Below are 24,088 nucleotides of genomic sequence, written 5' to 3' on the forward strand. Positions count from 1 at the left end.
TTCTATTCATTATTAATTTAACGTAAACTTATGAAAAAAAGTATTGTGTATCTATATTTAATCGTTGTAATGCACAATTTTTCATGCGCTCAAGACCCCGAAAACAGGGCAGAGATCGCTAAAATGACTCCTTTTTCCGTTGAGTTGTTCGTCGATGAACTATATATTCCATGGGGCATGACATTCTTACCTGATGGAGGAATGTTAATAACAGAATTGTCTGGAGAATTAGTTCATTTTAAAAATGGCAAAAAAACACAAATTTTGGGTGTTCCAGAGGTGTATAGAAGAGGGCAAGGTGGTTTATTGGATGTAAAATTACATCCGAATTTCAATAAAAATAAATGGATTTATTTCTCCTATTCTTCTAAAAAAGGAACAAAAAAAGGCGGGCATACTGCTATTATGCGTGCCAAATTGGAGAATGATTCGTTAGTTTCTAGTGAATTATTATATAAAGCATCTCCTAATACTACTGGTGGTCAGCATTTTGGATCTAGAATTGAGTTTGATAACCAGGGGTATCTTTATTTTTCGATAGGAGAAAGAGCTCAAAGGGAAGTTAACCCTCAAGATATTAAACGTGATGGTGGAAAAATATATAGATTGCATGATGATGGGCGTATTCCTCAAGACAATCCGTTTGTAGGAGTTGATGGAGCAAAAACGGCAATTTATAGCTACGGACATAGAAACCCTCAAGGTTTAGTGAAACATCCAGAAACTGGGATGCTCTGGAATCACGAACATGGTCCAAGGGGTGGAGATGAAATTAATATCATAAAGAAAGGAGCTAATTATGGTTGGCCCGTGATTACCTATGGTATCAATTATAGTGGAACTAAGATTTCTAATAGAACTAAAATGAAAGGTATGGAACAACCTGTCTATTATTGGAGCCCTTCTATAGCGCCCTGTGGAATGACATTTGTTAGCACCGATACCTATAAAAACTGGAAAGGTAGTATTCTTGTTGGTTCACTAAAATTCCAATATTTAGAACGCTTGATTCTAAAAGATAATAAAGTAATTAAACGCGAAAAGTTATTAGACAATATTGGAAGAGTCCGTAATGTGCAAGAAAGTCCTGATGGTATTATATATGTTGCCGTTGAAGGTAAAGGAATTTATAAATTAGTACCGAAGCAGTAGTCAGTGGTCAGTGGTCAGTGGTCAGTGGTCAGTGGTCAGTGGTCAGTGGTCAGTGGTCAGTGGTCAGTGGTCAGTAAAGAAAAAATCTCTTAAACTTATATACACTTAAAATGAAACTATTTTTATTTATTTATCTTGTAGGCATAACTAGTCTTGTCACTTTTCTATTTCAAGACAAGCAACATGAAGAAAGTATGCAACGAGGCAGTGAAATATATGCAGATTTCTGTGTTAGATGTCATTTAACCAATGGTGAAGGTGTAGCAGGTACTTTCCCGCCATTGGCAAAATCAGATTATTTATTAAAGAACAGAACAGAAAGTATACGTGGTATTAAATACGGTCAAAAGGGAGAACTTATTGTGAATGGAGTAACGTATAATGGTATTATGACTCCAATGGGTCTTGAGGATGAAGAAATTGCCGATGTTATGAATTTTATTTTAAACTCTTGGGGCAATACCGATCAAAAAATAGTTACTGAAGAAGAAGTAAAAAATACGATGAGAAAATAAGGTTATTTTTTTTACAACGACTACACCAGTATGAAACTATTTTTATCTATTTATCTAATCATTACTTCTAGTCTAGCCATTTTTGCATTTCAAGAAAATTCACTTTCAGAAAGTATCGAAAAAGGCAGTAAAATATATAAATCTAAATGTGCTTCGTGTCATAAAAAAGATGGTACTGGTAGGGGTAAAAACTTTCCTCCTATTGCCAAATCAGATTTTATAAGCAAGTATAGAGAAAAAAGTATTACTGCCGTAAAATATGGTTTGCAAGGAGAAATCACAGTTAATGGCATTCTTTATAATAACAAAATGAAAGCAGTTAAACTAAGTGATGCTGAAATTGCTGATGTTATGAATTTTGTATTTAATTCTTTTGGAAATTCTTCTGAAAAAATGGTTACTGCAGAAGAAGTAAAAGCGATTACAGAATAATTATTTCTGAGCATCTATGGCTTTTTTAACAGAGCCATATTTTTCTAATAAAATTTTAGCTTCATCATAAGGAACGTTTAATGCCTCTACAATGTAACGGGTTCCCCTATCCACAAGTTTGTCATTACTTAATTGCATATTTACCATTTTATTTCCTTTTACTCTGCCTATTTTAATCATTAAAGCAGTAGAAATCATATTCAATACTAATTTTTGAGATGTACCACTTTTCATCCGTGTACTCCCTGTAACAAATTCTGGTCCTACATTAATTGCAATAGGAATATCGGGTAATAAGGATAAAGGAGAATCAGGGTTATTCGTTATTCCTGCGGTTAATATTCCATTTTCTTTAGCATCCTTAATACCTCCTAAAACATAAGGTGTAGTACCAGATGCTGCAATACCTACAACTACATCATTAGTATTTATATCATGTACCATTAAATCTTTCCAAGCCTGTTGGGTTTGGTCTTCAGCATTTTCAACTGCTTTTCTAATAGCGCCATCTCCACCAGCAATAAGGCCTACTACGCGCTCATGCGGCATCCCAAAAGTAGGTGGTATTTCTGATGCGTCTAAAATTCCTAATCTACCACTGGTACCCGCTCCAATATAAAATAAACGCCCCCCTTTATTAAAGCGCTCTACTAATGCATCTACTAACTTAGTTATTTGTGGAATAACCTCAGCAACTGCAACAGCAACTTTTTGGTCTTCAGCATTCATATTCTCTAAAATGGTAGCAGTTTCCATTAGCTCCAAATGATCATAATTTGAAGGAGTCTCTGTAATTTTTTTGTAATCTGACATTATACTAAATCAATATTGTGATTCCTAAATACATCTAACTGTTTATCTTCAGCATTTAACTCGGTTATCATAGTGTGTATTGCAGTAATATCACAAGTTTTATAACGATGTTTAGAATTTAATTTTTCTGATATGGATAAAAGTACCGTTTTTTTAGCTGCCTTTATTACTGCTTTTTTCATTTGAACAATTTCCCAATCAAAATCTGTTAATCCATGTAAAACATCAACATAACCCGTACCTATAAAACTATAATCTACAAGTATTCCAGATAAATTATGAATTGCATTTGCGCCAACAGAAATTTGCGCTTGTTTTTCTATCTGCCCTCCAATAAAAATAACAGTCACATTAGGTTTTTTTATCAATTCCATTGCTACAGGAAGGCTCAATGTAAAACAGGTTAATTCCAATTTTTCCGGTAGTAATCTTGCCAATTCTAAACAGGTAGTACCTCCATCAATAAAAATAACACTCCCCTCTTTTACCAATTGTATTGCTTTCTTTGCAATTTTTATCTTTTCTGGCTGCGCATATACATTAGTATTCACTGCATTATTTGTAGTAAAGCCTAAAGAAATAGCGCCACCATGCACTTTCTTTAACTTATGCTGCTCATCTAATTCTTTTACATCTCTGCGTGCCGTATCTATAGAAACTTCTAAAATTTCAGCAAGATCCGTGAGTAAAACTCTATTATGTAAGGCTACTTCATTTAAAATAACCTGTTGTCTTTCTTCTTTTAACATTAAAATTAAGCTAAGCTTTAGGCAAATATAATAATTATATATACTTGCTGTTTTATACCGTTATTTTAATCTAAAGTAAATTTTAAATTTAAAAACAGCATAAAATTGCAATTAAAACAGCATAAAATTGCAAAATAGTTTATATTTGTTATTCCATGTTTTAATCAAAAAGTGTTTAAAATGAAACTAATCGATACTAAAACAGCTATTTCAGATTTTCCTGAAGATGAAGGTTTTAGAAAATTTGAAAAAATAAATACGAGTATTCATCAAAATTCTCAGGATGCATCATTACATGTTGCCCATAAAATTGCAGCGCTAATCCGTCTAAGACAAAAACAGAAAAAAAAAGCTGTTCTGGGTTTAGCAACTGGTTCCACACCAACTAAAGTATACGATTACTTAGTACAATTTTATAAAGAAGAAGGTTTAAGTTTTTCTAATGTAGTTACTTTTAATTTAGATGAATACTTCCCCATGCAACCAGACTCTATACATAGTTATGTAAGATTCATGAATGAACATTTGTTTGATCATATTGATATTAAAAAAGAAAATATTCATATTCCTAATGGCGCTATTTCTAAGGAAAACATCAAAGCGTTTTGTGATGCTTATGAGAAAGAAATTGAAAAACTTGGCGGTATAGATATTCAAATTTTAGGGATTGGTAGAACGGGTCATATTGGTTTTAACGAACCTGGATCTGCTTTAAATAGTAAAACCAGAATGGTTAGACTCGATAAAGTAACCTTACTAGATGCTGCAAGTGATTTTTTTGGATTGGAAAATGTACCCTCAAAAGCTATCACTATGGGTGTTGGTACCATTATGGCTGCCAAACAAATTATTTTAATGGCATGGGGAGAGGGTAAAGCAGATATTATAAAACAAACAGTGGAAGGAAAAATTAAAGAATCTGTTCCTGCTACATTTCTACAAAATCATCCTGATTGCGATTTTATTTTAGATCATGCAGCTGCATCAGCGCTAACCAGAGTATATACACCTTGGTTAATTTCTGAATGTAATTGGAATGAAACGCTTATTAAAAGAGCAACCATATGGCTTTCTGAAAAAGTAAACAAAGCGATTCTTAAATTGACTAATGAAGATTATAATGAGTATGGCATGGGAAACTTACTTGCAGAAATAGGCTCGGCCGAAGATATTAACTTAATTGTTTTTAACCAATTACAACGTACTATAACAGGTTGGCCTGGTGGTAAACCCAATGCAGATGATAGCAGTAGACCGGAACGTAAAAGCCCACACCCTAAAACATCACTCATATTTAGTCCGCATCCAGATGATGACGTAATCTCTATGGGAGGCACTTTATTACGATTGGTAGATCAGGGGCATGATGTGCATGTAGCCTACCAAACCTCAGGGAATATCGCTGTTTTTGATGAAGAAGTGATTCGGTTTTTAGATTTCGCAACAGCTATAGAAGAGGATAATAAAGCACTACAGAAAAAATATAAAGACATCAGAGCCTTTTTAAAAAAGAAAAAACCTGGGCAAGTAGATAGTAAGGAGATACAAAAAATTAAAGGACTTATTAGAAAAGGAGAAGCGTTATCTGCCTGTAGATATTGTAAGGTAAAAGAAGAAAACGCCTATTTTCAAAATCTTCCTTTTTATGAAACTGGGAAAGTAAAGAAAAAACCACATGCTCAGGAAGATGTTAAATTAACCTATGATTTGCTACAAAAAATAAAACCAAATCAAATTTTTGCAGCAGGTGATTTATCAGATCCACATGGCACACATCGTGTTTGCTTACAAGTTATTTATGAAGCCTTAGATTTATTGGTAAAAGAAAAAGCAGCGTGGTTAAAAGATTGTTATGTATGGTTGTATAGAGGGGCGTGGCAAGAATGGGATATTGCAGATATGGAAATGACTGTTCCTATTGGGCCAAAAGATATGCGTAGAAAGAAAAATGCCATTTTTAAACATCAATCGCAAAAAGATGCAGCCATGTTTCCTGGTAATGATGCACGTGAGTTTTGGCAGCGTGCTGAGCAACGAAATCAGGAAACCGCAAAAAAATACAATGCACTTGGGATGGCAGAATATGAAGCAATGGAAGGTTTTGTAAGGTATAAATTTGATTAAATGAGTAATTGATATGGAAATTCAAATCGATTATCCTATTTTTAGATTCTAATCAAATTAAATGATTCAAAAAGACAAAAATGCCTGGGCATGGGTGCCACTCCTCTATTTTACTCAAGGTTTACCCTATGTTTTGGTAGTAGTAGTATCTGGAATTATGTACAAGAAACTAGAGGTTTCAAATGAAGATATTGGCCTGTATACGAGTTTGTTTTATCTGCCTTGGGTATTAAAACCCTTATGGAGCCCGTTTGTAGATTTAAAAAGTACCAAACGCAAGTGGTTTTTAGCGATGCAATTACTTATCGCATTGGCTATTTTAGGAGTAGGTTTAGTGATTCCTACAAATCTGTTTTTTATCACCAGTGTTGCCTGTTTTTGGATGGCAGCTTTTGGTTCTGCTACTAATGATATTGCTACAGATGGCTATTATATGATTGGTCTTACAGAAAAAAAACAATCTTTTTTTGTAGGAATGCGTAGTACCTTCTATCGCTTAGCAATGGTTACTGGAGAGGGGCTTATTGTAATTTTAGCTGGATATCTAGAACATCATTATGGTGATAATTCTAAAGCTTGGAGTGTTACTATGATAGCAGCAGCCGTTTTGATGCTTATACTCACCATATCAAACTTTTTTGTAGCTCCTAAATATGAAACTTCAGCTGCGATAAAACAAGACAAGCCTAAAAGCTTTGTTGCTGTTTTTTCCTCTTTTTTTACCAAACCAAACATTGGTATTGCTTTAGCCTTTATTTTAACCTACCGATTAGGAGAATCGCAATTACTAAAAATGGCAGCTCCTTTTATGTTAGACCAACCTTCTAAAGGTGGACTTGGATATGCAACTGAAGAAATAGGTGCTATTTTTGGTGGTGCTGGGGTACTAATGCTTGTTATTGGAGGTATTTTAGGTGGAATTCTTATTTCTAGAGATGGCCTAAAAAAATGGATGTTACCCATGGTTTTATCATTAAACCTACCAAATATTCTTTACGCAGTATTAGCCTATACAAAAACTACTAATGTTATAGCGGTGACAGCAACAATAGTGATTGAAAAATTTGGATATGGTTTTGGATTCACTGCATTTGTAATGTACCTCATATATATTGCTGATGGAAAATCTAAAACTTCTCATTATGCCATAGCTACTGGTTTTATGGCTTTAGGTATGATGATTCCGGGGATGATAAGTGGTTATATGCAAAAATGGTTGGGTTATGATGGTTTTTTTCTTTGGGTAGTTATTGCATCTTTACCTGCTTTATTTTTATTAAAATATATAAGCTATCCAGCAGATTTTGGTAAAAAAGAATCCACTATAGATGCAAAATAATATACCATACAAAATAGCAAAAAAGACTTTAAGCACTACAGAAAAAGTAGGACAGTTTTTTATGCCTGCTGCTTTTATAAACGATACCGAAGAAGAAATTAAAGCATTAGAAAGCCTTATTGAAAAATATGCTATTGGTGGGCTTTGTTTTTTTCATAGTAGAGTAAGTGCTGCCACGAATTTTGAAGGCAAAAAAAAGGTAGTCCATAATGAGCATAGTTTTATCACACTTCAAAAACTTATAAAGCGTTATCGAAAAGCAGCTAAATATCCACTATTGATAAGTATAGATGCCGAATGGGGTTTGGCAATGCGTGTGGAAAATACGCCACAGTATCCCTATGCTATTACTTTAGGCGCTATTCAAAATAACAATGATGTATTATTTGAAGTAGGGAAACAGATAGCTAAGGATTGTAAGGTTGCAGGAATTCATTGGAATTTATCGCCATGTGTAGATATCAATAATAATCCACTAAACCCTGTAATTGGCTACCGCTCTTTTGGTGAAGATAAATATAAGGTTACTGAAAAAGCAGCTGCCTATATAAAGGGAATGCAAAGTGAAGGTATTCTTTGCAGTATTAAACATTTTCCTGGGCATGGAGATACTGCAACAGATTCGCACTTAGATTTACCATTAATCAATAAAACAAAAGAAGAATTGCTCCAAAATGAATTGTATCCTTTTCAAAGATTAATTAATGAAGGAGTAGATGCTGTTATGGTTGGGCATTTGGCAGTACCAGCTTTAGCAAACAACAGTACTATCTCATCTAGTATTTCTAAAGATATGATAACTGGTGTTTTACGAAAAGAAATGGGCTTTAAAGGTATTGTTATTTCTGATGCTTTAAACATGCATGCTGTTTCTAAAAATTATCCAAAAAAAGGGGACCTAGAATGGTTGGCTTTTAATGCTGGTAATGATGTTTTATGTTTTGCTGAAAACACTAAAGAAGGTATTGAAACGATTCTGAAAAATGCAAATCCAAAACAAATAGAAGAAAGTTTTAAGCGTATTTGGAAGCTGAAGGAGAAAATTCAAATTCAAAATAATGGTGATCAGCAAGTTCAAAAATTATCAAATCCCACGCTATTAAATAAAAAAATAGCAGAAAAGAGTTTAACACTTCTAAAAGGTAATGAGGATGTTATTGCTGCTTTTAGAACTACTAATTATTGTACCTTAACAATAAAAAGAACTACACATACTAATACTAAGGCGATTTTAAAAAGCTTAGAAATCACAAAAAAAGAAGTAGAGGGCGAAGAAAACATATTACTATTGTTAACACCTCCGCAAATAAAACCTACGGATTCTTTTGGATTATTAGCAGAAGAAATCTCTTTTATCAACGAATTGATTAGTACTAAGAATGTAGTCTTGTACCTTTTCGGGAATCCATATGTATTAAACCATGTAAAAATGGATAATGCTAAAGCAATTGTTATTGCGTATCAAAATTTTAAGGAGTTTCAAGATGTAGCAACAGAACATTTTTTAGGAAATATGAAAGCAGTTGGTCAACTACCGGTAACTATCAATCAAAATTTTCAATGAAAAAGTATAAAATCATAGGTTTGATGTCTGGCACCTCTTTAGATGGTCTAGACCTTTGTTATTGTCATATTTGGAAATCTCAGGATAAATGGGAGTTTGAAATTAAGACGACAAAAAGTATTTCCTATGCTCCTGAAATGCTTGTAAAACTAAAAGATGCTATTTTACTACCTGCCTTAGAATTATTAGAACTCCATAACACCTACGGAACTTGGTTGGGAAAAGAAACCAAATTATTTATTGAAGAAGAAAATTTAGAAGTAGATTATATTGCTAGCCACGGGCATACTACACACCATCAACCGCAAAAAGGAGTTACTTTCCAAGTTGGCTCTGGACAGCATGTAGCAAATGCATCTGGATATAAAGTTATTGCCGATTTTAGAACAAACGATGTCGCTCTGGGCGGACAAGGCGCTCCTTTAGTGCCTATTGGAGATCAATTATTTTTTAATAACTATGACTTTTGTCTAAACTTAGGTGGGATCAGTAATATTTCTTTTGATAAAAATGATTTTAGAGTTGCTTATGATATTGGTTTAGCTAATATGATTCTAAACTATATCACCCGAAAAATCAATCTAGATTATGATAAAGATGGCGCACTAGCAAGAAAAGGGACTGTCAATAATGAAATGCTAAAACAACTAAATAACCTTGAATTTTATAAGTTACCTCATCCAAAATCTATTGGTTATGAGTGGTTTGTAGAAAAAGTAGTTCCTATTATAGAAAAAACTGAAGATACTATTGAAAACTTATTACACACTAGTATTCATCATGTAACAGAACAAATTGCAAAACAAATACAATTAAACACTACTACAGAAAACTCTTTATTTATTACTGGTGGAGGCGCTTTCAATACATTTTTAATCGAAACGCTTCAATCTAAATTAGAAAAAACGACTACCATTCATATTCCTTCTAAAACTCTAATTGAATTTAAAGAAGCACTCATTTTTGCCTTAATGGGAGTACTTCGGGTAGAAGAAAAAATTAATGTTTTAAAATCTGTAACTGGTGCTACAAACAATTCTAAATGTGGTACAATCTATTTACCCAATTAAAAATTGATTCAGAAATTCTTATATTCGATACAAAGAGCAACTAACTCAATAAACTTTTATGTCCGAAAAACAAAAAAAAGCAACTGCTTATTGGAAAGAAAACGTCCGTTACTTATTTATTTTACTAACCATATGGTTTGGAGTTTCATATGGTGCCGGTATTCTTTTTAAAGAAGCTTTAGACAGTATTAAAATAGGAGGGTTTAAACTTGGTTTTTGGTTTGCCCAACAAGGGTCTATATATGTATTTGTGATCCTCATATTTGTTTATGTGTATCTGATGAATAGATTAGATAAAAAATATGGGTATAACGAGTAGTCAGTAGTCAGTAGTCAGTAGTCAGTAGTCAGTAGTCAGTAGTCAGTAGTCAGTAGTCAGTAGTCAGTAGTCAGTAGTCAGTAGTCAGTAGTCAGTAGTCAGTAGTCAGTAGTCAAAATTAAATTTTTATAAACTTATAAACCATTGCAACGTATAAACTTTATAAACTAATAACAAATTTATGAATGTTCAAACTTGGACTTATATATTAGTAGGAGTAACATTTGCACTTTATATCGGAATCGCTATATGGTCTAGAGCAGGTTCTACTAAAGAGTTTTATGTTGCCGGTGGTGGCGTTTCACCATTGGCAAATGGTATGGCTACGGCTGCAGATTGGATGTCAGCCGCCTCTTTTATTTCTATGGCGGGGATTATCTCTTTTTCTGGGTATGATGGCTCTGTATATCTTATGGGTTGGACAGGCGGTTATGTTTTACTCGCTTTATTATTAGCGCCATATTTAAGAAAATTCGGAAAGTTTACCGTACCAGATTTTATAGGAGATCGGTACTATTCTAATACGGCACGTATTGTTGCTGTTATCTGTGCTTTACTGGTTTCTTTCACCTATGTAGCTGGGCAAATGCGTGGTGTAGGATTGGTGTTCTCTCGTTTTTTAGAGGTAGAAATTAATACAGGAGTTATTATAGGAATGATAATCGTACTATTCTATGCCGTTTTAGGTGGAATGAAAGGGATCACTTATACGCAAGTAGCACAATATTGTGTTTTGATTTTTGCTTTTATGGTGCCCGCCATTTTCATTTCATTTCAAATGACGGGAAATCCAATACCGCAACTAGGAATGGGTTCTACGCTTAGCGATGGTTCTGGAACTTACCTTTTAGATAAATTAAATGGTTTATCTACAGATTTAGGGTTTTCAGCATATACTTCTGGCACAAAATCTACCATAGATGTTTTTGCAATTACCTTAGCCTTAATGGTGGGTACAGCAGGATTACCACATGTAATCGTTCGTTTTTTTACAGTAAAACGAGTAAAAGATGCTCGTAAATCGGCCGGATTGGCCTTATTATTAATTGCCATTTTATATACAGCTGCACCAGCTGTAGCTGTTTTTGCAAGAACTAATATGATCAATACTGTGAACAATCAAGAATACTCTAGCATGCCAGAATGGTTTTCTAAATGGGAAAAAACAGGACTCATTCAATTTGATGATAAGAACAAGGATGGAAAAATACAATATGTTGCTGATGCAACCATGAACGAGTTGACTGTAGATAGGGATATTATGGTACTAGCAAATCCTGAAATTGCAAACCTACCTGCATGGGTAATTGCTTTGGTTGCTGCTGGTGGTTTAGCTGCCGCATTATCTACAGCTGCAGGTTTACTCTTGGTCATTTCTTCCTCTGTTTCTCACGATTTGATTAAAAAAGTTTTTAAACCTAGTATTTCTGAAAGAGGAGAACTTTGGGCTGCAAGAGGTGCCGCAACTGTAGCTGTTATTATTGCGGGCTATTTTGGTATTAATCCGCCAGGTTTTGTTGCAGCAACAGTCGCTTTAGCTTTTGGACTAGCTGCAGCATCATTTTTTCCTTCAATTATTTTAGGAATTTTTTATAAGAAAATGAATAAAGAAGGGGCAATTTCTGGAATGCTTGTGGGTATTTTACTGATGCTTTTTTATATGTTAAAATTTAAGTTTGATCTATTTGGCGGAGGTACAAAAAAAGATTGGTGGTTCGGAATTTCACCAGAAGGCTTTGGTAGTATTGCTATGATAGTTAACTTTATCGTATCTATTGTAGTGATGCAATTTACTGCTAAACCCCCTGTAGAGGTACAAGAAATTGTAGAAAATATTAGAATTCCGTCTGGTGCTGGAGAAGCTATAGATCATTAGAGGAAAAGCGCTATTTTAACTCTACATAGAAAAAATTAAAACAACGCTTTTACTGTATGATAATTATTTTTTCTTTAATAAAATCTTTTCATTTGTAAATTGATTAGCAGCATCTAAAAAATCTACCATTAAACTCCAGTTTGAATTTGGCTCAAAATAGTTTTTATACTGTTTAGATGTTCTAATTAAAAGTGTATTGCCTTCAACCCGAGCTTCACTTATAAAAGCACCTGTTTTATTAGCTACATTTTTATTAAATTTATCAAGACCTGCAACTGTGTAACCATCAGGGATTGTAAAATTAATTAGGTTGGTATATGTCCTTGGGTATGACATATGTATATTTTCGGTACGTGCTCGTTCTTTTTCTGTTAAATCTATTTGACCTGTAAGAAGTTTACCCATTTCAATAATATAATTATCTCCAGCTTTTTTTATCAATACATTTTTAGCTTTAAAAGATTCTGTATATTTAAAATAAGAATCTAAACCATATCGTCCAGTTTCATTTACCACAAAAGAATAGTCTTCAACGTCTTTTATATCAAATTCTGATACTATACTTTTTTTAAGTGTTTCTTCTCGTTTATCTTTTAATTTAGTAATGTACGCATCAATTTGTTTCTGATATGTTTCCTTTAATCTTTTCTTTTTCACAAGTTCTATAAAAGGTTTCGTTTCATATTTTGCATAATCTTCATAGACATAATCACAAAAAAGCAAACGATTATATTGTTCATTAGCCTTTTGATGACCGTTATGGCTATTCACAATATTAAAAGTTAAACCAGAAAAATCATTATCAAGTGCTAGTGTAATATCTCTTTTACTTTCATTTTGTGATGCTAAACTTTTAGGTAATTTCCCTTTTTTAATCTCATCAATTTTATTTTTAGAGGAAGTAAGCAAATAAACATCTGTATTTTCTATTAAGGGTGAAAATTGATTAATGGAAGTAAATGGATTAAAATATTGAACATAAATAGGTTTTTCTGTATTTACTTTTAAAAGCACATTAATATTTTTTTCAATGAGTAAGTCTTCAATTGTACCATCAAATCGTTTTTTAGCAACTACAATTTCATAAGTAATTTTGTGACGTTTTAAAAACTCCGTAAAATGCCTAACAAACTGCTTATCATTTTCAATAAATACAGGATAACCGTAGTAATGATATGGGTCAGTGATTTTTGCATTACTTATTGTAACAGCTTCTACAAAACGTGTAAAATAATAATGCCTTATGTAATAATAGGCAGCTATAACTTTTTCTGAATCATTTTTAAAGGTTTTCCCTTTAAAGAAATCTTTTATATCGCCTATATCACCACTTGGTTTAAACCTTGTGTTATACAAGTCTAATACTTCTTCTTCTGTAACATTGTTTTTAATAATGTTTTCTTTTTCTGGTAAAAAAGCTAAAGCTCTATCTTCAAATTTCCCTGAACGAGCAAAATACACTTGAAATTTATAAGAAGGTAATTCTATTAAAGGGTAAAACCATCTTGGGAAATTGTTTTTTTCTATATCGGAGGCTTCTAAACTATAACGCCTAAAACTCTTTTTTTTAGTTACAATTTCTTTTAACTCTGGAGCTCCATTATAAGAATTAAAATTGATAAAAAAATCATTTTCTGTTTCAAAAAATAGTTTAAAATCCATAATCGGATATTCTTCTCCTAAGGTAGTTTCAACAGGATCAAAACCAAAAGCAAAAGTAGATTTAAAAGGTTCTTCTTTGTGAAAATAGAAATCTATAATATCTCCAACTTCTAAATTTGAAATGGCAATTTTATATTCTCCGTCTACTTCAACAGCCTCAGCATCAACATCAATTTCAATTTCTTCACCGCTTACTTTAATAATTTTAACACCTATAATATTATCACCTTTGGATTTCCAACTATAGCGTCCTTTATCTGACCTAAAACGTTTTCTAAAAGAAAATTCAGAAAACTCTTCCAAAGATGCCTTATCCAAAAGTTTTATACGTTTTCGTACAGAAACTTTATACGTAACACTTTTACCAGATTTATGAAAATCATAATTCTCATTTTTGTAGATCACTACTGCAGACTCATTTTTCCATTTATCAGGTATACTTGTTGCATTTTTATATGGATCTTCTGAATTCCAGAAAAATTCTTTTACCTCAAGTTCTTTTTTTGTTTGTCCAAAACTATAAAAAGCAAATAAAAGTGATAAAATAAGTGAAGTTTTAATTCTCATTTTGGTTTAGGCTTTAGTTAAAACAATTTGTTGGTTATATATTTTTTTTAATTGTGAAATAAACATGTTCCATTCTTCAAAATCTGAAGTTACAATTTTACCATTGTTAATTTGAAATCGTTTTTTGTAATAAATTATATTGTCTTTTTGTTCGAAACTTACTTTGAGGCTATAATTTTCATTAGAAATAGTAATTTCTTTGGGTAGTTCCCCTATCTTATAATCAATAGGTATTTTTAATGTAGTTAAGGTTTCAAGATTCTTTTTGTAGTTAAAAACATAATCTGTTTTTCTGTCATCAAAAGAAAAATTTTCTAATTCTTTATCAAAATCTATGGTAATATAAATTTCGTTATCAAAAGATGATACTGCATTTTTAACATTTATATTATATTCTATCTCTAAATTTAATTCTCTATTTAGTAAATCGGTAGTTACAACATCTGACACCCTTATATTATGATCACCTTGATTTAAATAATATTCTAAAAACTCCTCTTTTTTATCATTTTTTAATGTATCAAAATAATAAAGTAGACTGGCCCTACTTTCGCCTTGAAAATACTTTTTGGCTTTTCCTTCTAGTTTATCATTCATTAAATTTAATTCATAACGAACCGTTTCTTTGTTAAATTCCGATGCTATTTCTGGCACATTTTTGAGAATAAAATTATCTCCATCTTCAATCATAGCCTGTTTTCCCTGTATGCGATTTGCATATTCTCCATATGCATTAAATTTTTCTGTACCATCTAAAAAAATAACCTCCTCTCCTTTAATAAGAGTGCATATCATATGGTTATCTACTGATAAGTTTGGGGTAGAGTAATCGTATACTATTCTTTTAGTTCCTATCCATGTCAAACGAGCGTCAAACCCTGCAGCTATGAGCATTTGTTTGGTTAAGTTAGCCATCCCTTTACAATCGCCGTATTTTTTATTAAAAACATTTATTGCCTCATCTGGTTTAAAGCCAGCAATCCCGTCTTCAAAAGCAATGTATCTAATATTATCTTGTACCCAATAATAAATATTTTTAATCTTTTCTTCGTCACTTTCAACATTTTCAGTTAGTGCTCTAACTTTATCTTTTATTGTTGTATTATCATTTTCTAATTCATTTACTAAGGATTTATACCAATCATATAAATCTTTGGTATCATTAAATATATTTTCTTTTTCTCCATTAAACGTATATGACTTTGCCAAAACTAAAATATGTGGGTAAACATAACTTGGCCCTGGTGCCTTTTTTTCTTTATATATTGCAGCAACATTTTTTAGCGTGTATGTATATGTTTTTGATTTTCTCTTTACATTATCAATAACTTCTTTTTTTATAGCATACTCTTCAAAGTTAATTTCCTTAAGTGTAATATCTAACCAATTAGGAATTTCGACTTTTATAACTTTTTCTACTATAGGATAATCATCATTAAAATAAAGGCTTGTAAAATATTTAATGTCTTGGTACTTTTTTGATATATGCGTTTTATATTTATATCCTTTAAGTGGAAAATTTAAGTTTGTATATTTTACCCGAGCATCATTATGAAATAAGTCATTACTTGTGTAAGCCTCGTCTTTTATATAAGTATTTGTCACCTTATTATTCTTTTTCTTAATGATAAACTTATTTATTACAGATTGACTATCATAAAAACAATATTTTTGAATATTAGCCCTAGCTTCAATACTGATCATAGTTTCATCCGATTCTTGATTTACTAATACTTTTTTTTCTTTTTTATCAAAATCAAAACTGATATAATCTTGACTGCTTTCTATAGCTATTTCATCGTCAGAAAATTTTTCTTTCAATAATTCAGCTCGATTTTTGTCTTCTTCGGAAGGGTCTGCATTTTTTTGGGAAAAAGTATTTATGGAGTATGTGAGTAAAATAAAAAATAAAAATCTTGACATTGGTTGGTTATTAAAACTTTAGGCTTTGGTTTAGTTTATTTTAAGACGAAATATTACTAACGGTTTTATTTGTTAAATTGTTGTGTTTCACAAATATGGAATTTTAATAGTGTTATAATGATTCTTTTGTAATTGCATCCTAATTTAGTAATATATGTACCATTACTCAAATTAAAATTTAATGAGTAGTATTTTCTTTATGATGAACTCTATAATTAAACATTAATTTTAAGTAATTTAGTTTCTTTAAAATAGATCTCAATCTAATCGGGTATACATGAGTAATTATCATATAAAACATTTAGAAGAATACTACCAAGTGTATCGTAAATCTGTAAATAACCCCGAAGACTTTTGGGAAGAAATAGCAGAAGAACATTTTGTTTGGCGTAAAAAATGGAATACTGTATTAAGCTGGGATTTTTCTAAACCAGAAGTGAAATGGTTTGAAGGAGCACAACTAAATATTACGGAAAACTGTATCGATAGGCATTTACCAACGCGTGGTGAAAAAACAGCCATTCTTTTTGAACCTAATAATCCAAAGGAACCAGCAGAACATATTACTTACAATCAATTGTATGAACGTGTTTCTAAAATGGCAAATGTGCTAAAAGAAAATGGAGTACAAAAAGGAGACAGAGTTTGTATTTACCTCCCAATGATTCCTGAATTAGCGATTGCTACATTAGCTTGTGCCCGTATTGGAGCCATACATTCTGTTGTTTTTGCCGGTTTTTCTGCAAATGCTTTAGCTACTAGAATTAATGATTCTGATTGTAAAATGGTGATTACTTCTGATGGTTCGTATAGAGGCAATAAAACAATAGATTTAAAAGGAATTGTAGATAAAGCATTAGAAGAGTGCCCATGTGTAAAAAATGTATTGGTAGTAAAAAGAATTGATAGCGCTATTGCCATGAAAGAAGGCCGTGACCAATGGCTACAACCCCTTTTAGATACAGCTAGTGGCGAGTCAGTAGCAGAAATTATGGATGCTGAAGACCCGCTTTTCATCCTGTATACATCTGGTTCAACCGGAAAACCAAAAGGCATGGTACATACCACCGCAGGCTATATGGTGTATACAGCGTATACTTTTAAAAATGTATTTCAGTACCGAGAAAATGATGTGTATTGGTGTACTGCAGATATTGGTTGGATTACGGGTCATTCTTATATTGTTTATGGTCCACTAGCAAATGGTGCTACCACAGTAATGTTCGAAGGGGTTCCTTCCTATCCAGATTATGGGAGATTTTGGGAAGTAGTTCAGAAACATAAAGTAACACAGTTTTATACTGCTCCTACTGCCATTAGAGCTCTTGCCAAAGAAAATTTAGAATATGTAGAAAAATATGATTTGTCTAGCCTTAAAGTCTTAGGATCTGTAGGAGAACCCATTAATGAAGAAGCTTGGCATTGGTACAATAATAATGTTGGTAAAAAACATAGTCCAATTGTAGATACCTGGTGGCAAACAGAAACTGGTGGTATTATGATAACTCCAATTCCATATGTTACCCCTACTACTCCAACCTATGCAACTTTACCATTTATAGGGATTCAACCAGCCTTAATGGACGAAAATGGAAAAGAGATCAAAGGAAATCAGGTAGATGGTAGATTGTGCATAAAATTCCCATGGCCTTCTATGGCACGTACCATATGGAATAATCATGAACGTTATAGAGAAACGTATTTTACGGCTTATAAAAATAGTTATTTTACAGGTGATGGGGCATTAAGAGATGCCGTTGGTTATTATAGAATTACAGGTCGCGTTGATGATGTGATTATTGTATCGGGACATAACTTAGGAACAGCACCTATTGAAGATTCTATTAATGAGCATCAAGCAGTGGCAGAATCTGCAATTGTAGGCTTTCCACATGATGTAAAAGGGAATGCTTTGTATGGCTATGTGATTTTAAAAGAAACAGGCGAAAGTAGAGATAGGGATAATGTGCGCAAAGAAATTAACCAGCAGATTACAGAACAAATAGGTCCTATTGCTAAACTAGATAAAATTCAGTTTGTTTCTGGTTTACCCAAAACACGTAGTGGTAAAATAATGCGAAGGATTTTACGTAAAATAGCAAGTAATGACACCTCAAATTTAGGAGATACTAGTACTCTCCTAAACCCAGAAGTAGTACAAGAGATTATTGATAATGCTTTGTAGCTATAATATGCTTAAAATATAAGTCAAAGACATTCGTTGCTTATTATAAATCATCTAATGTTATAGGTCATGTAGATATTTCATAAGTTTACCAAAAACCAAATCATGATAAAAAAGAACATAGCTATTATGCGAATGTATACCATAAGCATATGTTTTAGCACTATAATATTTAGTTGTACCAGCGATAATGAAGATATTATTGCAACATCTACTGCCGAAGAACTGCCTGTTGAAGAAGAACCTACTCAAGAAGAAGCTACTGACACAATAGCTCCAATAATTGAATGTATTGCTGATATTACTGAAACAGTAGCAGCTACAGATGATGGTTTAGAAGTGATGTTTGATGCACCTGTAGGGACAGATAATGAACCAGGAGCTGAAACAACACAAACAGAAGGTTTGGCCTCAGGAGCTATGTTTCCTGTTGGAACGACTGCCAATACATACGTGGTTACTGATGCAGCTGGAAACACTGCTACTTGTAGTTTTAATGTGATTATTACTAGAGCTGAAGCTTCTTCAGAAAAGCCCTTTTTTATAGACACTGACCCCGCTCCAACAGGAAAAGTCTGGACAAAAGTTGAAAATTTATCTGATGAGTTTGATGGAGAATTATTAGATGAAAGTAAATGGTTAAATACCGATCCAAGAAGGTGGATTGGTAGAGCTCCAGGTCTTTTTCAGGAAAATACAGTAAGTGTAAGCGAAGGAAATCTAAAGCTTACTGCCGATGAGTTAGAGGCACCACAAGTTGTTAGAGGAAATACATTTACTCATGCAGGATCTTATATTGGTTCAAGACAACCTGCACAAATTGGATATTATTTTGAATGTAGAATGAAGGCAAACAAAACATTTATGTCTTCCACTTTTTGGTTGATTAATCACAGAAATGAACAAACAGGTTGTGATGTACGAGTTACAGAATTAGACATTACGGAGTGTGTGGGACAAGTTACTGCTACTGCAGATTGGGCACAAAATTTTGATCAAACGATACATTCTAATACACATAGTAGACAAGCAGTATGCGCAGAAACGCCAACTGGATCTGCAGGTGGTAATAGCCCCGTAGGCGGAAAAGTATGGGAAGAATATCATGTTTATGCAGCATGGTGGAAAAGTGCTACCGAAGTAGAATTTTATTTAGATGGCAAAAAAGTATACACCGTTACCCCAAAAGCTAATTTTGATATTCCTATGTATTTAAGAATGGTTGTAGAAACTTATGATTGGAATCCTGTTCCTACAGACGGTGGTATGACAGGTACAGCAGCAGAAAGAACAACTTCTTACGATTGGGTAAGAACATGGAAATTAGAATAGATAATCCTTCTTTTTAAAAATAGCATTTATAGTGTCAAGTTCATCATATTGAGTTTGACACTTTTTATTTTTTAACTTCGTACATTGTACTTCGTACTTATTATTATTTTTGCTTAAAACAAACACGAATGCTTATCATTGGAATTGCGGGAGGTACAGGTTGCGGAAAAACTACAGTAGTAAAACAGATTATTAACGAATTGCCTAATGAAGAAGTTGGGGTAATCTCTCAAGATTCTTATTATAACGATCTATCGCATTTAACACTTGAGAAACGTAGAGAAACCCATTTTGATCACCCTAATTCTATTGATTTTAAATTGTTAGCTGAACATTTAAAAGAATTGAAAGCTGGTAACGCTATACAACAACCTGTATATTCTTTTTTAGAATGCAATAGGCAGAAACAAACTGTACCAACACATCCCAGAAAAGTAATGATTGTTGAAGGGATTCTTATTTTAACAAACCCAGAGATTCGCAACATGTTTGATATTAAAATATTTGTACATGCAGACTCTGACGAACGCTTAATAAGACGATTAAAAAGAGATGTTAATGAACGTGGTTGGGATTTAGATGAAACCATAACGAAATACCAAACTATTTTAAAACCAATGCATGATCAGTTTATAGAACCCACAAAAGAATATGCAGATATTATAATTCCTAACAATAAATACAATACTGTTGCTGTTGATATTGTACGGAGTATTATTAATGAAAAATTAGCATAGATTAGATGACTTGGAAAGATCTTAAAAATAAAAAATGGTTTAAATGGATAACTAATATCTATATCTTAGTTTCTATTATTTTTATTATTTGGATGATTTTTGGTGATACAAATTCGATACGGTTGCATTCTGAATTAAATAAAGAAATTGAAAAATTAGAAAAACAAAAAGCCTTCTTAGAAGAAGAAATTAAAAAAGATAAAATTATTATAGAAAAATTATCAGACCCAGAAGAACTTCAGAAATTTGCACGAGAAAAATACTACCTTAAAAAGAAGAATGAAGATATTTTTTTAATTGAATATGCTGATAGCATAAAAACAAAAGAAGAGGATTAAATACTTCATGGAAAACCTTAGCCTAAATAATATTATTTCACTTATATCAGTATGTATCTGCTTCTTGCTTGTATTTTTTCTCATTACGGCTAAATCACAAAATAAATTAAGTAATAGACTCTTTGCCTTTTTTTTAATTGTGGTTGCAATAGATTACAGCGGTTGGTTCATAGGTATACTTACCGAAGATTACCTAGGGATAGACTTAGGAAGAGGATCCATAGGCTTTTTGCAACTCCCACTTTTTTATCTCTATATTCTTTCGTTATGCTATTCTAATTTTAAATTACAATGGAAACACCTTATACATATCGTTCCATTCCTACTAGTGAATATTATTTTATTGCCAAATTTTTATCTCAAAGAAAAAGCTATAAAAGTAGTATTCATCCAAAATTATTTAGAACAGCCTGAGATTCAGTTTACACATATTTTTATTCATATTTTAGTGATCATTTATTTTATCAGCATCTTTACTACATTAAAACGATTTAAGAAAATCTATCATGAAAATTATACCAATACGAGTTCTCTAACCTATAAATGGCTCACACAACTCGCTATAGTTTTTGCAGTTACCCATTTCATCATTCTTTTAAAAAATATTCTTAAATTTTCAGATTATGAGGCAGTTTTTAGTGCGGTAAGATTAATAATTAGAATATTCTGGCTTTTTGTAGTGTGTTGGTATATTTTAATGGCATTAAATTATCCTAAACTATTTAAGAGCGTCGATGCAAACCTAAGATTAGTGAATGATATTATTAATGAAGACGAAGGTTTAAAAGCCGAAAAAACAGATGTTGAAAATGAAGATATTGAAAAGCTAAAAAAATTTATGACAGATGAGAAGCTTTTTTTAAACCCATCTTTAACCATACAAGAGTTAGCATTTAAAATGAATTTAAGTGTAAAATATCTGTCCTTATTAATCAACCACCATATGGGGCAGCATTTTTTTGATTTTGTGAATGGGTACCGAATAGAAAAAGCAATGGAAATTTTAAAAGACGTTTCTCAAAACAAACTTACGGTTCTAGAAATACTCTATGAAGTTGGTTTTAATTCTAAATCATCATTTAATACCGCATTTAAAAAATATACAGGTACTACACCTACATTGTATCGTAAAAACAATTCAAAATCTGCCGCTTAATGGGTTATGGGTCTGTAATCAGCATATTAGCTTTTGTAATTTTTATTCTGTTTTTTTTATTTGCAGCATTTTTACTGACCGTAAAAACAGATAAAAAATTAAGCAATATTTTATTAGCATCATTTTTAATTGTGACTGCTTTAGATATTAGTGCGTTTTTTTATCCAAAGTATATAGAGCTACCACTAAATCTTGAAATGCTTAGAGTACGATTAGCAGATTTTAAAGATCCTTTATTATTTTTATATGTCTTATCTGTTATCTATTCCGATTTTAAATTAAAACCAAAACACTTTGTTCATTTAATTCCTTGGTTGATCAGTATTGTAGTCCTTAGCCCAAATTTCTTTTTGGTAGCTACTAAAGTTCAAATAAGCTTTTTAGAAAATTATGATAGTACTGCAGAAGGATCTTTTTTAAGAATTTTAGGATATTTTTTAACTGCAAGTTATTTTATAGCAAAAGTGTATTACATCCTTAGATATCGAAAAATATTATTAGAAAACTATACCAACAAAATTAACTTTCACAATTATAACTGGCTGAAACAATTATTGTTTATTTTACTGTTTTTACAAGCAATAACCATAGTAAAAGGAGCTATACGGATTTCTTATCCGCAAGAAGTAACGGATAGTTATAGAATAATTTTACTCGTACTTGGATTCTTATTTAGCTGTTGGTTGGTTCTAAAAGCCCTTAATTCTCCAAAATTGTTTAGAGGAATAGAAAGCGATCAATTAGCTGCAAAAGAAATGTTAGCCAATAAAAAAAGTGATACGGTAACACCTAATAAAGAAGTGATTGCCTTAAAAAAGTATATGCAAGAAAAAGAACCTTTTTTAAACCCTTCTTTAAGCATACAAAGTTTATCCTATCAATTAGATATGCACCCTAAAGAATTATCTATTTTAATAAACCATACCATAGGGCAGCATTTTTTTGATTTTATAAATAGTTACAGAATAGAAAAAGCTAAGGTTATTTTAAAAAATAATTCAAAAAAGAAACTTACCATACTTGAAATATTATATGAAGTGGGTTTTAATTCTAAATCTTCTTTTAATACAGCGTTTAAAAAACATGTAGGTACAACACCTACATTATATCGTAAAAACAATTCAAAATCTGCTGCTTAATGGATATTTAGAATAAACCTCATAATTACTCCAATTATGTTGTTTATTTTTCACCAAATATCGCACTTTCCATCCAAGAAATCCTTTTGGTTCTAATATTTTTAAAACCCGCTTTTTTTAACATCCCTTTAATTTCTTTTATGGAGTAAATTCGGCCTTCTCCATTTACGCAATTCATAAAATAGGTACTTAAAATAGCTGTTTCATAAGGTTTTGTACCTGTGCTATTAAGAGAAAGATCATACAATGCTATAGTACCTCCTTTATCCAGTGCTTTGTACGCTTTATTTATGAGCTTTTGATTGTCTTCAGCCTTAAAAATACCATGTACATGACAAAATTGAATTAGGTCATGTCCAATTGGGAATTCATTTTGCATAAAATCACCCGCAATAGCCCTGAGGTTTTCACCTGCATTTGCTTTTAAAAAGTTTTCATTTGCAACCTTAGCCGAATGAGCTAAGTCGAAAACTGTAATCTTTACATCTGGATTCTTCTTAAAAATGGCCAGAGCTAATTGACCAGTATTACCACCAATGTCTAGAATTTTTTTGTATGAACTGTAGTTCATTTTTGAAATGAAAATTGATTGATGTTCTCTGGTTAAGGAGTTCATCGCTGTAGTCCAAGCATTGTCTAATTCAGGAAAATTCGCTTTTGCCTCATAAATATTAGGACTATCACTTCCATAGGTTTCAAAAAGACCAATAGGTTTACCTGTTTTAACCGTCTGGGTTAAGTAGTACATCTGACGATAAATAACAATTTTGTAAAATTCACAAAATGTACGAAGTTCCTCAAGAGAACATTTGATAGTATTGAAGTATAAGGACTTTCTCTTTTTCATTAGTTTTAACGCACAGCAACCGTTGAGTATCACTTCCAGAAGTTTCTCATCACATTCAATTATTTTTGAAAGAGACTTGTTGCTAATTCCCTTTTTATTAGCAATTAAATGACTGAAAACACCTAGCTCGTGAGCGGTATTCATGATATGAAAAGCTTGCGGACCCAAGCTTATTCTTTGTATTCTTTTTAAACTTAGTAAACGTTTTATTTTTTGAAGCATAGTTTAATTATTAGATGTCATTAAGAG

General features: G+C 32.1%; 20 protein-coding genes. 15 read left to right on the forward strand and 5 right to left on the reverse strand.

Features of this window, described 5'->3' with window-relative positions:
* The first annotated feature begins 30 nt into the window (after positions 1 to 30).
* The 3 genes from ACZ451_RS18050 (at position 31) to ACZ451_RS18060 (ending at position 2,099) form a co-directional block, all read left to right on the forward strand.
* Positions 31 to 1,152 carry a PQQ-dependent sugar dehydrogenase gene (locus tag ACZ451_RS18050; protein ID WP_464214807.1) on the forward strand — a complete coding sequence of 374 codons (1,122 nt, stop codon included), beginning with the start codon at positions 31 to 33 and terminating at the stop codon, positions 1,150 to 1,152.
* 110 nt (positions 1,153 to 1,262) lie between these two features.
* Entirely contained in the window at positions 1,263 to 1,667 is a 405-nt protein-coding gene (locus ACZ451_RS18055) for a c-type cytochrome (protein WP_464214808.1), read from the forward strand.
* A gap of 30 nt (positions 1,668 to 1,697) precedes the next feature.
* Complete coding sequence (locus tag ACZ451_RS18060) at positions 1,698 to 2,099, forward strand: c-type cytochrome (protein WP_464214809.1); 402 nt, start codon at positions 1,698 to 1,700, stop codon at positions 2,097 to 2,099.
* On the opposite strand, the gene murQ is transcribed toward ACZ451_RS18060, so the two are convergent.
* Together murQ and ACZ451_RS18070 are read right to left on the reverse strand one after the other, a co-directional pair.
* Positions 2,100 to 2,912, reverse strand: a complete 813-nt coding sequence (murQ, locus tag ACZ451_RS18065) for an N-acetylmuramic acid 6-phosphate etherase (RefSeq protein ID WP_464214810.1) — start codon at positions 2,910 to 2,912, stop codon at positions 2,100 to 2,102.
* Positions 2,912 to 3,661 carry a DeoR/GlpR family DNA-binding transcription regulator gene (locus tag ACZ451_RS18070; protein ID WP_464214811.1) on the reverse strand — a complete coding sequence of 250 codons (750 nt, stop codon included), beginning with the start codon at positions 3,659 to 3,661 and terminating at the stop codon, positions 2,912 to 2,914. Before ACZ451_RS18070 ends, murQ begins: the two co-directional genes overlap by 1 nt.
* Before the next feature lie 180 nt (positions 3,662 to 3,841).
* Between ACZ451_RS18070 and nagB the strand changes: the two genes are divergently transcribed.
* From nagB to ACZ451_RS18100, 6 genes are all read left to right on the forward strand, one after another.
* A complete protein-coding gene (nagB, locus tag ACZ451_RS18075; RefSeq protein ID WP_464214812.1) occupies positions 3,842 to 5,785 on the forward strand; it encodes a glucosamine-6-phosphate deaminase in 1,944 nt (647 codons plus the stop codon).
* Positions 5,786 to 5,846: 61 nt separating this feature from the next.
* Complete coding sequence (locus ACZ451_RS18080) at positions 5,847 to 7,124, forward strand: MFS transporter (RefSeq protein WP_464214813.1); 1,278 nt, start codon at positions 5,847 to 5,849, stop codon at positions 7,122 to 7,124.
* Positions 7,114 to 8,688, forward strand: coding sequence for a glycoside hydrolase family 3 protein (locus ACZ451_RS18085; RefSeq protein ID WP_464214814.1), 1,575 nt, complete (start codon positions 7,114 to 7,116; stop codon positions 8,686 to 8,688). The genes ACZ451_RS18080 and ACZ451_RS18085 overlap by 11 nt, the downstream gene beginning before the upstream one ends.
* Positions 8,685 to 9,758, forward strand: coding sequence for an anhydro-N-acetylmuramic acid kinase (locus tag ACZ451_RS18090; protein WP_464214815.1), 1,074 nt, complete (start codon positions 8,685 to 8,687; stop codon positions 9,756 to 9,758). The genes ACZ451_RS18085 and ACZ451_RS18090 overlap by 4 nt, the downstream gene beginning before the upstream one ends.
* A gap of 58 nt (positions 9,759 to 9,816) precedes the next feature.
* A complete protein-coding gene (locus ACZ451_RS18095; protein ID WP_464214816.1) occupies positions 9,817 to 10,077 on the forward strand; it encodes a DUF4212 domain-containing protein in 261 nt (86 codons plus the stop codon).
* Positions 10,078 to 10,258: 181 nt separating this feature from the next.
* Entirely contained in the window at positions 10,259 to 11,953 is a 1,695-nt protein-coding gene (locus ACZ451_RS18100; protein ID WP_464214817.1) for a sodium:solute symporter family protein, read from the forward strand.
* 63 nt (positions 11,954 to 12,016) lie between these two features.
* Here ACZ451_RS18100 and ACZ451_RS18105 read toward each other — a convergent pair whose 3' ends face one another.
* Both ACZ451_RS18105 and ACZ451_RS18110 read right to left on the reverse strand, forming a co-directional pair.
* Positions 12,017 to 14,182 carry a hypothetical protein gene (locus ACZ451_RS18105; RefSeq protein WP_464214818.1) on the reverse strand — a complete coding sequence of 722 codons (2,166 nt, stop codon included), beginning with the start codon at positions 14,180 to 14,182 and terminating at the stop codon, positions 12,017 to 12,019.
* Between the two features lie 6 nt (positions 14,183 to 14,188).
* Positions 14,189 to 16,105, reverse strand: coding sequence for a transglutaminase-like domain-containing protein (locus ACZ451_RS18110; RefSeq protein WP_464214819.1), 1,917 nt, complete (start codon positions 16,103 to 16,105; stop codon positions 14,189 to 14,191).
* Between the two features lie 277 nt (positions 16,106 to 16,382).
* On the opposite strand from ACZ451_RS18110, the gene acs reads away from it, so the two are divergent.
* From acs to ACZ451_RS18140, 6 genes are all read left to right on the forward strand, one after another.
* Positions 16,383 to 18,290: an acetate--CoA ligase gene (acs, locus tag ACZ451_RS18115; RefSeq protein WP_464214820.1), complete on the forward strand. Its 1,908-nt coding sequence runs from the start codon at positions 16,383 to 16,385 to the stop codon at positions 18,288 to 18,290.
* Positions 18,291 to 18,395: 105 nt separating this feature from the next.
* Entirely contained in the window at positions 18,396 to 19,622 is a 1,227-nt protein-coding gene (locus ACZ451_RS18120; protein ID WP_464214821.1) for an HYR domain-containing protein, read from the forward strand.
* A gap of 128 nt (positions 19,623 to 19,750) precedes the next feature.
* Complete coding sequence (udk, locus tag ACZ451_RS18125; protein ID WP_464214822.1) at positions 19,751 to 20,359, forward strand: uridine kinase; 609 nt, start codon at positions 19,751 to 19,753, stop codon at positions 20,357 to 20,359.
* 5 nt (positions 20,360 to 20,364) lie between these two features.
* A complete protein-coding gene (locus tag ACZ451_RS18130; RefSeq protein ID WP_464214823.1) occupies positions 20,365 to 20,697 on the forward strand; it encodes an FtsB family cell division protein in 333 nt (110 codons plus the stop codon).
* Positions 20,698 to 20,836: 139 nt separating this feature from the next.
* The gene (locus tag ACZ451_RS18135; protein ID WP_464214824.1) at positions 20,837 to 21,853 is read left to right on the forward strand and encodes a helix-turn-helix domain-containing protein; all 1,017 of its coding nucleotides are present in this window, start codon (positions 20,837 to 20,839) and stop codon (positions 21,851 to 21,853) included.
* Complete coding sequence (locus tag ACZ451_RS18140) at positions 21,853 to 22,992, forward strand: helix-turn-helix domain-containing protein (protein WP_464214825.1); 1,140 nt, start codon at positions 21,853 to 21,855, stop codon at positions 22,990 to 22,992. The genes ACZ451_RS18135 and ACZ451_RS18140 overlap by 1 nt, the downstream gene beginning before the upstream one ends.
* Before the next feature lie 43 nt (positions 22,993 to 23,035).
* Here ACZ451_RS18140 and ACZ451_RS18145 read toward each other — a convergent pair whose 3' ends face one another.
* A complete protein-coding gene (locus tag ACZ451_RS18145) occupies positions 23,036 to 24,061 on the reverse strand; it encodes a methyltransferase (RefSeq protein ID WP_464214826.1) in 1,026 nt (341 codons plus the stop codon).
* Positions 24,062 to 24,088: the final 27 nt, after the last annotated feature.

This window comes from Allocellulophaga tsushimaensis, assembly GCF_055383085.1.